Annotated in this window: 12 protein-coding genes; 6 read left to right on the plus strand and 6 right to left on the minus strand. The window is 47.6% G+C overall.

Going from position 1 to position 12,391, the window contains the following annotated elements:
* Window positions 1-366: a DUF7009 family protein gene (locus BLV62_RS13680; protein WP_089762525.1), complete on the minus strand. Its 366-nt coding sequence runs from the start codon at window positions 364-366 to the stop codon at window positions 1-3.
* A 79-nt stretch (window positions 367-445) separates the two neighbouring features.
* Between BLV62_RS13680 and moaD the strand changes: the two genes are divergently transcribed.
* Together moaD and BLV62_RS13690 are read left to right on the plus strand one after the other, a co-directional pair.
* Complete coding sequence (gene moaD, locus BLV62_RS13685; protein WP_089762526.1) at window positions 446-679, plus strand: molybdopterin converting factor subunit 1; 234 nt, start codon at window positions 446-448, stop codon at window positions 677-679.
* A 16-nt stretch (window positions 680-695) separates the two neighbouring features.
* Window positions 696-1,097, plus strand: a complete 402-nt coding sequence (locus BLV62_RS13690) for a molybdenum cofactor biosynthesis protein MoaE (RefSeq protein WP_089762527.1) — start codon at window positions 696-698, stop codon at window positions 1,095-1,097.
* On the opposite strand, the gene mobA is transcribed toward BLV62_RS13690, so the two are convergent.
* Together mobA and moaC are read right to left on the minus strand one after the other, a co-directional pair.
* Window positions 1,094-1,699 (minus strand): molybdenum cofactor guanylyltransferase, encoded by a 606-nt coding sequence (gene mobA / locus BLV62_RS13695; RefSeq protein WP_089762528.1) that lies wholly within the window; start codon window positions 1,697-1,699, stop codon window positions 1,094-1,096. The genes BLV62_RS13690 and mobA overlap by 4 nt on opposite strands.
* The gene (gene moaC, locus BLV62_RS13700) at window positions 1,683-2,168 is read right to left on the minus strand and encodes a cyclic pyranopterin monophosphate synthase MoaC (protein WP_089762529.1); all 486 of its coding nucleotides are present in this window, start codon (window positions 2,166-2,168) and stop codon (window positions 1,683-1,685) included. Before moaC ends, mobA begins: the two co-directional genes overlap by 17 nt.
* Window positions 2,169-2,217: 49 nt before the next feature.
* On the opposite strand from moaC, the gene BLV62_RS13705 reads away from it, so the two are divergent.
* Genes BLV62_RS13705 through BLV62_RS13715 form a run of 3 tightly spaced genes read left to right on the plus strand, consistent with a single transcriptional unit; the run spans window position 2,218 to window position 6,143 of the window.
* Window positions 2,218-3,423 carry a molybdopterin molybdotransferase MoeA gene (locus tag BLV62_RS13705; protein WP_089762530.1) on the plus strand — a complete coding sequence of 402 codons (1,206 nt, stop codon included), beginning with the start codon at window positions 2,218-2,220 and terminating at the stop codon, window positions 3,421-3,423.
* A 44-nt stretch (window positions 3,424-3,467) separates the two neighbouring features.
* Complete coding sequence (locus BLV62_RS13710; RefSeq protein ID WP_168927844.1) at window positions 3,468-4,913, plus strand: DUF1800 domain-containing protein; 1,446 nt, start codon at window positions 3,468-3,470, stop codon at window positions 4,911-4,913.
* A gap of 24 nt (window positions 4,914-4,937) precedes the next feature.
* The gene (locus tag BLV62_RS13715; protein WP_089762531.1) at window positions 4,938-6,143 is read left to right on the plus strand and encodes a DUF1501 domain-containing protein; all 1,206 of its coding nucleotides are present in this window, start codon (window positions 4,938-4,940) and stop codon (window positions 6,141-6,143) included.
* Between the two features lie 57 nt (window positions 6,144-6,200).
* Here the strand turns inward: BLV62_RS13715 and BLV62_RS13720 are convergent, their stop codons facing one another.
* From BLV62_RS13720 to BLV62_RS13730, 3 genes are all read right to left on the minus strand, one after another.
* Window positions 6,201-6,713 (minus strand): hypothetical protein, encoded by a 513-nt coding sequence (locus BLV62_RS13720; protein ID WP_139170156.1) that lies wholly within the window; start codon window positions 6,711-6,713, stop codon window positions 6,201-6,203.
* A 143-nt stretch (window positions 6,714-6,856) separates the two neighbouring features.
* The gene (locus tag BLV62_RS13725; protein WP_089762533.1) at window positions 6,857-8,905 is read right to left on the minus strand and encodes an OPT family oligopeptide transporter; all 2,049 of its coding nucleotides are present in this window, start codon (window positions 8,903-8,905) and stop codon (window positions 6,857-6,859) included.
* A gap of 131 nt (window positions 8,906-9,036) precedes the next feature.
* Window positions 9,037-10,743 carry a peptide MFS transporter gene (locus BLV62_RS13730; RefSeq protein ID WP_089762534.1) on the minus strand — a complete coding sequence of 569 codons (1,707 nt, stop codon included), beginning with the start codon at window positions 10,741-10,743 and terminating at the stop codon, window positions 9,037-9,039.
* Between the two features lie 171 nt (window positions 10,744-10,914).
* Between BLV62_RS13730 and purD the strand changes: the two genes are divergently transcribed.
* Window positions 10,915-12,192, plus strand: coding sequence for a phosphoribosylamine--glycine ligase (purD, locus tag BLV62_RS13735; protein ID WP_089762535.1), 1,278 nt, complete (start codon window positions 10,915-10,917; stop codon window positions 12,190-12,192).
* Window positions 12,193-12,391 lie beyond the last annotated feature (199 nt).

A 12,391-nucleotide genomic window follows, 5' to 3' on the forward strand; every position in this document is an offset into this window, starting at 1 on the left:
TCAGCAGTTTTTCATTGGATTATCAAAACCATTGCTGTCATCTTCTCCTCTCTCCGTCAGGCATTTGAAATCCTTTTCAACAAGTATGGCAAGTACTGAACCGTCGGTATTGGGAATGCTGATGTCAAATCCTACCTGGTCGGGTTCTATCCAGTTCTTTATTTGTGCGGCAGGAACAGAAAGATGTACGCTGCTCCCTTCCAGTTTAATAGCCGCTTCTTCAATCTCTTTGCTTCGGATGCAGAAATGCAGGATGCCGGCGCCTATGTGGGTAGATGATTCTACCTTACCGGTTGTTTCCATTAATTCCACATCGTTTTTGTCCAGCCGGTACCTGATACTGTTTCCCCTTATTCTTATTTTCATAAATAACGTATTGTCCGTCGATCTTAAAATTACTACTTATCGCAGGTAAATTGTAGTTTTATCTGACAATTTAAACAGTATGGGAATACTATTGTTTGGCGTGGTAAAGGAAACGGCAGGATGCGCGGTGTTGGATTGTCCTGCATATATAAAAGATGTAGCAACTCTAAAGCGTTGGCTGTATGAGCAATATCCTTCCCTGCAGCAACTCTCGTCGCTGATGATTGCAGTGAACCGGTCGTATGCCTCCGATGACCAGGAATTTACCGACCGGGATGAAATAGCTGTTATTCCGCCTGTTAGCGGCGGATGACCCGAAATAAAGGACCATGGACGTATTAATTACAATAAAAGAAAAGATTACGGTAGAAGAGGCATTGGCGTTTATCCAAACCCCTACCTGCGGCGGTGAAGTTATATTTGCAGGAACCGTGAGAAACCACACGCATAAACGTGCGGTCACTCACCTGTTCTACGAATGCTATGAACCCATGGCATTATCTGAGATGCGAAAGATCGCAGACCAGGTGAAAGAAAAATGGGCGATTGAAAAACTGGTGATGCTGCATGCAATCGGCGCCCTGTACCCTGGCGATATAGCAGTTGTTATTGCCGTAGCATCAGCGCATCGCGGTATTGCTTTTGACGCCTGCGAGTATGTGATAGATACATTGAAAGAAACTGTACCCATCTGGAAGAAGGAATTTTTTGCAGACGAGCAGCCGGTTTAACGGCCGCTTTTTAACGCTGTGTCCCTGTCTTCCGGCGTATTGGCATTGAACTGTTCTTCTGCCCTGGGGTTGTTCAGCAGCTCTATGTCTATGTTCAGCAAGGTTTTTCGCGGGCAATTCATTCCATTTTCTACATTCCGCTTCAACGCGTTTAATGCAGCAGGCTCCCATATGGTGATCAACGGTTCTGCAAGATGGTTAACCGGGCTTACGAATGTGGTAGCGGCTTTAGCTGGATTGCGGTGTTGCAGCAGGTAATGCAAACTCTCTGCACTTAACAGGGGCAGATCACATGCCACTACGAGCCAGGCAGTACCGGGCTCTTTCTGATGGGCAGATAAAAGGCCGGCCGACGGGCCTTTGGCAGGTACTGAGTCTACAATGAAACGGTCGTACGATTCAAAGCCGGGCAACTGATCTTCCCGGCAGGAAAGATATACTTCCGGTACCAGTTGTTGCAATACTTCCGCCAGGTATTTCCATTGAGGAACGCCATGATAGGCTATCATGCTTTTATCTTCCTGCATGCGGGTGCTATACCCGCCGCAGAGAATAAGTCCTTTTATGTTGGCAGTACCGTTCAGGTTATTTGGAAAAGTCATGTTTGCCCCCGGATTTACTGATGAGCTTAGTTTCGCGTATCACCATCTCCTGCGAGAGCGCTTTACACATATCGTATATCGTTAATGCCGCAATGCTGGCGCCTGTCAATGCTTCCATTTCCACGCCCGTTTTGCCGGTGGTTTTAACTGCGCATCTTATCACTGCTTCTTCTCCTTCCAGCTGGATCTGTATATCGCAGCCATCCAGCAGGATGCCATGACACAGGGGAATTAATTCAGGCGTTTTCTTTGCGCCCATGATGCCGGCAATGATCGCCGTCTGGAATACGCTACCCTTGCGGGTTTGAATATCCTGACCCTGGAATTGTTCCCTGATAACGGCAGGAAGAAAGATCCTGCTTTCTGCCACGGCTATACGATAGGTATCGTGTTTGCCACTGATATCGACCATCGCCGGCTGACCTGTTTCATTGATGTGGGTGAAACCACTGTTTGATTCATTGGACATAAAAGCATAAATTTAAACAAGTATCACCTAATTTAAACCGAATTTAAGGATGTTGACTGTAACTGCCGCATACGAAATAATCATGCAAACCGTCAGGGATCTGGGCACAGAAACCGTGCCTTTTGAACGTGCAACGGGCAGGATATTGCGGCAAAGGGTAATGGCCGACAGGCCTTTCCCGCCATTCGACAGGGTGATGATGGATGGAATAGCTATCAATTTTGATAGTTATGAAAGAGGACAACAGATCTTTGTGGTAGAAGATATACAAGCCGCCGGCCAGCCAAGGTTGCAGCTTTCCAATACCGCCAACTGCATCGAAGTAATGACGGGCGCTATACTGCCCGAACTCACAGATACCGTTATCCCCTATGAGCACCTGGAAGCCGGTGAACATGAAGGCTTCAAAAGATTTACGGTTAATATGCCCGTAAAGAAAGGGCAGCATATTCACGTATTGGGATCAGACGTATCGTCGGGCGCAACGCTGATAGAACCAGGGGTACAGATAGGTCCTGCGGAGATCGGCGTACTGGCAACCGTTGGACAAACAACTGTTGAAGTGAGCAGGAAACCACGGGTACTGATACTCGCAACCGGCGATGAACTGGTGCCGGTGCATGAAACGCCAGATGTACACCAGATACGTATGTCGAATGCGTTTAGTTTGCAGGCCTGCCTGGAAACAATGGGTATTGAAGCCCGTTATATTCACCTGTCCGACGACCAGGAGAGCATGCTGGCTGCACTGACACCCCTGATCAGGGAGTCGGATATCTGGATCAGCTCAGGAGCCGTAAGCGCAGGGAAGTACGATCACCTGCCTGCAGTATTGAAGCAGCTGGGCATGCAGCAGCTTTTTCATAAAGTACAGCAACGCCCGGGGAAACCCTTGCTATTCGGGCAGTTTAAAGACGGCCCCGTAGTATTTGCATTGCCTGGCAACCCCGTTTCAGGTTTTATGTGTTTTTACCGTTATGTACAACACTGGATACTTGGCGCCATGCAGGCACAGATACCTGAACTCTCCTATGCAGTACTGGCAGAGAAAGTAGTTTTTGAAACGAACCTCGAATATTTTTTACCCGTAAAACTGGTCGCTAAACCAACGGGAATAGTGACCGCAATACCTCAACCCTACCAGGGATCAGGCGATCTGGCCAGTTTGCTGAAAGCAGACGGTTTCCTGGTATTGCCTGCTGCAGAAAGTGTTTTTGAGGAAGGACATGTTTTTGCTGTATGGAAATTCCGTTAAACTTATGGCTTGATTTTTAGTCTTACTATCTAAACTGTTTCTTTATGGCTGTAGTGGATCATCAATTACAGCTGCAACATCTTGCCTGGCGCGCTGGCTTCGGAGAAACCCTTCCCACTATCTCTGCGTGGGAACATAAACGGCGAAAAGAAATCGTGAACAAAGTATTGATAGGGAAAACCCGTAAAGCTGTTGAAGATGTTTCAGTAGTCTCGGCCGACGATTTGCCGGGCTTCCGTCCAAAGAAAGATATGACTGCCGATGAACGGAAGAAGTTGCAGCAAATGAATAACGATGGAATTAAAGACCTGAATGTTGCATGGGTCAATGCCATGATCCGAAGCGAACACCCGCTGAGGGAAAAGATCAGCCTTTTCTGGCATGGTCATTTTGCCTGCCGTACGCAAAATGTGCTTTTCAACCAGCAACTGCTGGGCGTGATCCGGGAAAATGCTCTCGGAAAGTTCGGAGACCTGCTTACCGCTGTTTCCAAAAGCCCGGCCATGCTGCAGTTCCTGAATAACCAACAGAACAGGAAACAACATCCGAATGAAAACTTCGCCCGGGAAGTAATGGAGTTATTCACTCTCGGAAGGGGAAATTATACAGAACAGGATGTGAAAGAAGCCGCCAGGGCGTTTACAGGATGGGGCTTTGATGGTGATGGCGCCTTTGTGTTCAGGGAGAAACAACATGACGATGGAGAAAAGATATTCCTTGGCAAACGCGGAAACTGGAATGGCGACGATGTGCTGAAAATCCTGCTGGAACAACCGCAGACCGCCACTTTCATTACCCGGAAACTATACAGGTTCTTTGTTGCAGATGATGCAGATGAAGAGAAAGTAGCGCAGCTTTCGAAGAAATTCTACCAATCGGGCTACGACATACGTTCGCTTATGAAGGAGATATTCATGGCAGACTGGTTTTATGACGGATCACTGGTAGGCAATAAGATCAAATCGCCTGTTGAATTGCTGGTAGGGATCAGGAGAACTGTGCCGATGAATTTTGAAAAGGAAGAAGTGATGCTCGTGTTTCAGCGGGTGCTTGGACAATTGCTCTTTTATCCGCCAAATGTTGCCGGCTGGCCGGGAGGAAGAAGCTGGATCGACAGCAGCAGCCTTATGTTCAGGTTGCGCGTGCCGCAGGTGATCTTCTATTCAGATAACCTGAACATCCGTCCTAAAGAAATTACTCCGGAAATGGGAGAAGGCAATAATTATAAAATGACCCTGGAGATCAACGAATTTCTTAAGCGCCAGTATGCGAAAAAAGTAAATGCGAAGATCAGTTGGGAATCCTACCTGAAAGGATACGAAGATATATCAAGGTCGGACCTCTCCAAAGCTATTGCCAATTCTTTGTTGCAGAACAGGAATATAGACACGGCGTTGCTGGAAAAGTATGCAGACGCCAGCAGCAGGGAGAATTATATTAAAACAGTGACCATCGATGTAATGAGCACACCGGAATACCAGTTGTGCTGATCTTTCATCAATAAACGATATGCTATGTTGATCCTGAACAGAAGACGTTTTTTGCAGGTAGGTTCCCTGGCCTCCGCATCGCTTATGTTGCCGAAGTTCTTAAAAGCAATGGAGATGCGCCCGTTGGTACCCGCCGGCAATAAAGTTTTAGTGATCATACAACTCTCCGGGGGCAATGATGGATTGAATACCATCGTTCCTTACAGGAACGACATCTATTACAGGGAGAGGCCCACATTGGCTTTGAAGCAGAACGCAGTACTTACCCTGAACGACGAACTGGCTATACACCAGAACCTGAAAGGCTTTAAAGCATTATACGACGATGGCGCGCTGGGTATACTGAATAACGTTGGCTATCCGAATCCTGACCGTTCTCACTTCCGGTCTATGGATATCTGGCATTCGGCATCTCCCGCTACCGAAATATGGACAGACGGGTGGATTGGCCGGTACCTGGACGCTCAGTGCAAAGGTTGCGATAAACCTACGCAGGCCCTGGAAATAGATGATACCTTAAGTCTTGCTATGAAAGGCAGCAATAATAAAGCTTTGGCGCTTACTGACCCTGCCAGGTTATACGGTACAAGCAACGAGAAATATTTCAGGGATATACTGCAGCAACGGTCTGCTGATGAGCATGAACACAGCAATGCCGACTACCTTTATAAGACCATGAGGGAAACAGTGTCTTCTGCTTCTTACATACAGCAGCAGTTCAAGGCATTCCAGACCACCGCCGCCTACCCGAACACTGAATTGGGCAGGGATATGAAAACCATCGCCAGCCTTATTCTTTCCGATATCAATACCAAAGTATTTTATGTGTCTCACGGCAGTTTCGATACCCATGTGAACCAGCAGGACCAGCAGGGAAGATTGTTTAACCAGTTAAGCGACGCCGTTACGGCCTTCTCCAATGACCTGAAACAGCATCATCGGTTTGAAGACGTGGTAGTGGTCACATTCTCAGAATTCGGAAGGCGGGTGAGCCAGAATGCCAGCGGTGGAACAGATCATGGTACCGCCAATAATATGTTTATAATAGGCGGAGGATTGAAACAGGCCGGGATATTGAATGACGGACCTAACCTTTCCGAGTTGCAGGATGGGGATCTGCGATATAAAGTAGATTTCAAAAGCGTGTATGCGACCCTGTTATCCAACTGGTTGAACGCCAATGACAAGGAGATACTCAAACAGCAATATCCACTGTTGTCGTTTGTTTAAGACAGAAGCCCGTCCGGGTGTTACCTGGACGGGCTTCTGAATATATTTTAACAACAGTTATTGCTGCACTTTACTGATAAGCGCCCTGAAAGCGCCGTCCCTGACCGCTGCATCGCTGCCCGCTCCCATTACATCTTTCAGCATACCGGAAAAACTTCCTTCAACAGCAACATTGTCGATCTGCGTAATGGTGATATAAAATGTAGTGCTGCCTACAGAGCTATAAGTAGTTGGAGAGGTAGTGTTTGTAGCCACCGTCATGCCATTGCCTTTCTCTGTAGCGACGTATACTCCGGGAGTGAACGGAAGTTCAGCTTTTGCCAGGGTAAAAGTAATAACGTCTCCATTATAGCTTTTAGCAGTGATCTCCATGCGCGGGTAATCATTTCCCGGGTTTGGATCCGCAGGATTAGGCATATAAATAACGCCGGTCGGATTTTCGGAGAGGACTATACGATTGTCTAATTTCATAGATACAAAGCGGCGAAGACGGCTATCTTCTTTGGTTTTCGAGCAGGAAACAGTCAGAAAAACAAACACACTTAGTATAGCGAACACTGATTTGCGCATAGGTGCAATTATAAACGGGCTTAAGAAATTGGGTTTAAAATTAATCATTAAAATGTAAAAACGGATGCTGGTATAGTTATGTTACAATAAAACGCCTGGCATCTTCCATATTGCCAGGCGTTAGTTTTTTGTAAACTTATCTACTAAGCTTTACGGGCAATGCGATACAGACACCAGCCCATAAACGCAAAAAATGCACATCCTATTATATAATAACCACCGGTTCCCAGGAAAGTGATCAATCCATCTTCCATGTGCAGTTTATTCAATACCGTTGCGGTGCTGTCAAATCCCGCCAGAACGGCAATAACTACCCCTGCTACAGCGCCGCCGGCAACCAGTCCGGTTGCAAACAGGTTGCCTTTACCCAGTTCTTCTTCCTCCGGTTTCAGCTGTTTATTGGTTTTCTTCTGCTTATAATCCACTAACCCGCGGATCGCACCTCCAACGAATATAGGCAAGGTAGTAGATAATGGCAGGTAAGCTCCCACAGCAAAAGAAAGCGAGTTAATTCCGCAAAGCTCCATGGTTATTGCCAGGAAAGCGCCGGCGATCACAAACTGCCAATCCAGTTTCCCCGACAGGATGCCTATATCCAATGTTGCCATCAGGGTTCCCTGGGGGGCAGGGAAGTAAATACTTCCTATAGCATGGTCTTTTACCCCGTGCGCTACCATTTCGGCTGTTGGGTTGTCCAGGAATTTGACCGTGAGCCCTATCACGACCGACGATACGATGGCGCCGATAAAGAGCGCGATCTGCTGGTATCTGGGAGTAGCTCCTACGATATATCCCGATTTCAGGTCCTGTGATGTGCCGCCTGCATTGGCGGCAGCTATACAGATCATTCCGCCCACTACTAATGCCATTGGTTCGTATACCCTGCCTGTCCAGCCAACGGCAATGAATACCAGGCAGGTGCCCATCAGCGTTGCGATGGTCATACCGGAAATTGGATTGTTTGAAGAGCCTATCAGCCCCACTATCCTGCTGGAAACAGTTACGAAGAACGCGCCGAAGATCACTACCAACAAGCCTACCAGTAATTTCTGCATAACAGATTCGCCAGGCAGTTGAGGGAGGAATGCCATTAACAGGATCAGGGCAAGGCTTCCCAGCGCCACTACTTTCAGGCTAAGATCCCTTTCTGTTCTTGGTACGCCTGCATTACTTCCTGATTGTTCCCCGGCTGTTTTAATAGAGCTCAGGCTACCTTTAAAAGAAGCGATGATGGTAGGAATGGTCTTCAGCAGGGTAATGAAACCGCCTGCAGCTACTGCACCTGCCCCTATCTGCCTTACGTAGGCATAATAGATGGCGGCAGAAAAATCGTCGAAGGTCCGCAGCGACGGATTCCAGTTCCCTTGTCCGCCTGCTGTATTCAAATCGGCCAGGTATCCCAGTTTCACCAACTGGGTAGCAATTGTTTCGGCAGGTATCAGCGAGGAAAGCAAAGGAATAAGCGCCAGCCAGGAAAGTACGCCGCCTGCTACCAGCACTCCTGCAATGCGCGGGCCTATAATATAGCCTACGCCCATATATTCGGGAGTGATATCTGCACTGAACTTGGCTGAAGGAAAGAATTTATTGGCTTGCCTGGTCATGTACTCGGGAGTTTCGGCGATGATACGCAGTACTTTCTGCAGGATAGCGTAAGCGAAGGCAAAGCCTAGTCCATAGAACGCTGTTTTGGCAAAATCGCCTCCTTTCTCGCCCGCGATCAGTACATCTCCGCAGGCGGTTCCTTCCGGATAAGGCAATACGCCATGTTCTTTTACGATAAGCGACTTACGCAGCGGGATCATCATCAGGGTACCCAGTATTCCCCCAAAAATGGCCAGGGTAAGGATAGTGAGGTAATTAAAGTATTCTTTTCCTATCCCGTCGCTGAGGAAGAGGAAGCCGGGCAGGGTAAACACTACTCCTGCGGCAATAGATTCGCCGGCGGAGCCGGTGGTTTGAATAATGTTGTTTTCGAGGATGGTGGTTTTGAAGAATTTACGTCCCAGGGTAATGGCTATTACCGCGATGGGGATGGAAGCCGAAACGGTAAGACCGGCTTTGAGCGCTAAATAGGTGGTGGCAGCGCCGAAGATGATACCGAAAATGCAGCCCAGCAGGATGGATTTGAGGGTGAATTCCTTCATCCGGACTTCGGGCGCAACAAAAGGTTTGAAATTGTTATCAGCCATATTATGGAATTGATGTAAACGGGAATTAAAAAAGGGAACTGACCGGAGTTGTAAGACGAAGAGCTATGATCTTTCCGTTCATGCTGTGTCTCAGGATCTCTGATCAGTTCCCTTTATATTGAAAGAGCGGTTTATTTAACGCCGTGCATCCATTTCTTCAGGAAGCCTGAAGAGAGGAACAGCAATACTGCGGCTGCTCCTGGCAGGATCACAAACACCATGAAGAATTCATAGAGGTTGTGGATAGTAAAACCTGCAAAAGTCGGGTATGTGGTTGGCAGCTTCAACTCGTGGAGTTTTTCCAGTTGTTGGGCTGTAGCCTGAACGGTGCCGTCCATAATGGCTTTGAGGTCAAGCCCATTTTTCTCGGCAATCTGGTATTTGTCCATTGTTGGAGGCAGCAAAGCGCCCAGGGTGCCGGCAAGCGCGTAGCCTGCGGCGTTAGCCAGGAACCAAACGCCCATCAGCAAGGAGGCGAAGCGTTTTGGCGCCAGCTTGGAAACCAGCGACAGGCCGATCGGCGACAGGCATAATTCTCCGATAGTATGGAACAGGTACATCAGGATCAGCCAGCTAACTCCTAATTTTTCGTTAGGGCCAAGGCTTTTCATCTGCAGGGCAATGATAAAGAAGCCCAGTGCCAGCAAAGCCAGGCCAATTGATTGTTTAACAGGAGATATAGGCTCCAGTTTGCGTTTTTGCAATTGCATCCAAACGATACTCATCGGGATGGCAAATATGATGATGAAGATAGAGTTGGCGTTCTGGATAAAGCTCGGAGGCAGGTCGAAACCGAGGAAGTGGCGATCTGTCTGGTAATCGGCGATGAAGGTAAGAGAGCTACCAGCCTGCTCGAAACATGCCCAGAAGAAGATCACGAAGAATGCGACGAAGTATAAAACGATGATACGTTGCCTTTCTTCTTTTTTGATGGATTTATCAGTGAGGATCAGTACCGCCAGGCTGATACCAACGGCATATATAAAAGGATACAGCCAGGATTTGATCGGGTTGGGATCCAGTGATAGATAGTGAATTCCCAGGAACAGGGCAACCGCTAAAACAGCTACGCCCAGTATAGCGCCGGGGGTGAATTTAGCTTTATCGGCTTCGCCTGAAGGGTTCACTTCTTTTTTGCTGAAGTCCGGCTTTGCGCCGATAGGCTGGCCATCCGGCGTTACTACCCATTTATCTTTCAGGATAGCGAAAGCGATGGTGCCCAGGAACATGGCAATGGCTGCAGCGAGGAAGCCCCATTTGAAGGCGCTTACAACCCTGACGCCGTCGATAGTCCTGTCGCCCAGGAAAGGACAGATAGACATACCCAGGAAGGCGCCTACGTTAATGCCCATGTAGAAAACGGTAAAGGCAGAATCCAGGCGGCTGTCGCCTTTCGGATAAAGGCTGCCTACCATGGAAGAGATGTTGGGTTTGAAGAACCCGTTTCCAAAGATGATGACCAGGAGGGCGATCAGTACCACTGTATTCGCCAGCTGGATATTGGTGGCATAAAGAGAGGCGCTTAGCACCATCAGCAGTTGGCCTATACCCATTACAGCGCCGCCTAAAATGATACAGCTCCTGTTACCGAGGTAACGGTCGGAAATATACCCGCCCAGCATAGGAGTAAGGTAGCAGAGTCCTAAAAAGCCTCCATAAACGTATGAGGAATCAGCTTCAGAATAGTTCAGTGCATTTACCAGGAAGAGCGTTAATAACGCGCGCATTCCATAAAAGTTAAATCTTTCCCACATTTCCGTGGCAAATAGAACTGCGAGTCCTTTAGGATGCCCTTTTTCCTGTACAGGGATAGACTCTACATCAGCAGTTTGCGTCATAAATTGGTTAGTTTTTAGCAGTAGTTTGTTTAGATTTAGAGAACCTCTAAATGCGGCAAGTTAATTAAAATCGGTTATCTCTGTAAAAAAATGGGATAAATGCTCATTTTTTGAGGTTTTTTGAACTTTCTTTGCACTTTCTTTCCAACCTGCATTATTTAGGTAATTCATATGAACATACTATTACTAGGAAGTGGTGGCCGAGAACATGCATTGGCCTTAAAGATGTCGCAAAGCCCATTGTGCAAACAATTATTCATAGCTCCCGGAAATGCTGGTACTGCGCAATGCGGCCAGAATATAAATATGGGGGTAAGTGATTTTCAACAGATTAAGACTTTTTGCCTGGAAAATGCTATAGACCTGGTTGTTCCGGGTTCGGAAGAAGCGTTGGTAAATGGGATATATGACTTTTTTAAGGAAGATGTTTCGCTGCAACACATCCCGGTAATGGGGCCTTCCAGGGAAGGCGCGCAGCTGGAAGGAAGCAAGGCATACGCCAAGCTGTTCATGGAGCGTCACCGGATCCCGACAGCGGCGTACCGCGAGTTCAATGAACAGAATTACGAAGAAGGGGTTGCCTATATTCAACAGCATTCCTTACCAATCGTATTGAAAGCGGATGGCCTGGCAGCCGGTAAAGGCGTGGTGATCGCATTTTCGCAGGAAGAAGCGCTGACCGAGTTTGAGCAGATGATCAAAGCTTCCAAATTCGGAGATGCCAGCAAGAAGGTAGTAATAGAACAGTTCCTGACAGGTATTGAGTTATCGGTATTTGTGCTGACAGACGGGCATAGCTACCAGATCTTGCCGGAGGCAAAAGATTATAAACGTATCGGGGAGGGCGATAAAGGTCTGAACACCGGCGGTATGGGAGCAGTATCTCCTGTTCCGTTTGCCGATGCTGTATTTATGAAGAAGGTAGAAGACAAGGTGATAAAGCCTACGATAGATGGATTGTCGAAAGAAGGCATTGTATATAACGGTTTCGTGTTTTTTGGCCTGATTAATGTAGATGGGGAGCCGCTTGTAATTGAGTATAACTGCAGGATGGGCGACCCGGAAACAGAAGTAGTGATGCCTCGTTTGAAGAACGACCTGCTTGAATTATTCCAGGCAACCATCTCAGGCAAACTGAAAGAGCAAACTATCTATGTCGACGAGCGGGCGGCATCAACAGTGATGCTGGTATCCAAAGGGTACCCCGAAGCTTACGAAAAGAATAAAGTAATTACTGGTATTCCTGCGCCAACTGCCGACCAGGTTGTGTTTCATGCAGGTACTAAGGCGGAAGGCGGAAATGTGCTGACAAACGGGGGACGCGTATTGGCGATCACTTCCCTGGCCGGCAGTTTATCGCAGGCCCTTTCCCACTCCGTTCAGACGGCTGAAAAGATCCAGTTTGATGGTAAGGTGTATCGTAGGGATATTGGTTATGAATTCATTTAAACAGATCATCTGATGCCTGCGCAATTATCCTGCGCAGGTATCAATATTCCAACTTACAGGGAGGGGGCTGTAGCTACTGGAAAACGGGGAGGTAAAAAGGATTTTTTCGGAAAGCAGGAATTATAAATAACGGGGCAACTCCGTTAATCAGACCGGGAGCAGGAAGAGAGAGTTACTATGCCGTTTTGGACAACAAATA

The sequence above is a fragment of the Chitinophaga terrae (ex Kim and Jung 2007) genome (assembly GCF_900107795.1).
Lineage (GTDB): Bacteria > Bacteroidota > Bacteroidia > Chitinophagales > Chitinophagaceae > Chitinophaga > Chitinophaga terrae.

Bases quoted from the DNA above. Each gene is read 5' to 3' on its own strand.
- BLV62_RS13680 (WP_089762525.1), bottom strand. From the start codon at position 366: ATGAAAATAAGAATAAGGGGAAACAGTATCAGGTACCGGCTGGACAAA.
- moaD (WP_089762526.1), top strand. From the start codon at position 446: ATGGGAATACTATTGTTTGGCGTGGTAAAGGAAACGGCAGGATGCGCG.
- BLV62_RS13690 (WP_089762527.1), top strand. From the start codon at position 696: ATGGACGTATTAATTACAATAAAAGAAAAGATTACGGTAGAAGAGGCA.
- mobA (WP_089762528.1), bottom strand. From the start codon at position 1,699: ATGACTTTTCCAAATAACCTGAACGGTACTGCCAACATAAAAGGACTT.
- moaC (WP_089762529.1), bottom strand. From the start codon at position 2,168: ATGTCCAATGAATCAAACAGTGGTTTCACCCACATCAATGAAACAGGT.
- BLV62_RS13705 (WP_089762530.1), top strand. From the start codon at position 2,218: ATGTTGACTGTAACTGCCGCATACGAAATAATCATGCAAACCGTCAGG.
- BLV62_RS13710 (WP_168927844.1), top strand. From the start codon at position 3,468: ATGGCTGTAGTGGATCATCAATTACAGCTGCAACATCTTGCCTGGCGC.
- BLV62_RS13715 (WP_089762531.1), top strand. From the start codon at position 4,938: ATGTTGATCCTGAACAGAAGACGTTTTTTGCAGGTAGGTTCCCTGGCC.
- BLV62_RS13720 (WP_139170156.1), bottom strand. From the start codon at position 6,713: ATGCGCAAATCAGTGTTCGCTATACTAAGTGTGTTTGTTTTTCTGACT.
- BLV62_RS13725 (WP_089762533.1), bottom strand. From the start codon at position 8,905: ATGGCTGATAACAATTTCAAACCTTTTGTTGCGCCCGAAGTCCGGATG.
- BLV62_RS13730 (WP_089762534.1), bottom strand. From the start codon at position 10,743: ATGACGCAAACTGCTGATGTAGAGTCTATCCCTGTACAGGAAAAAGGG.
- purD (WP_089762535.1), top strand. From the start codon at position 10,915: ATGAACATACTATTACTAGGAAGTGGTGGCCGAGAACATGCATTGGCC.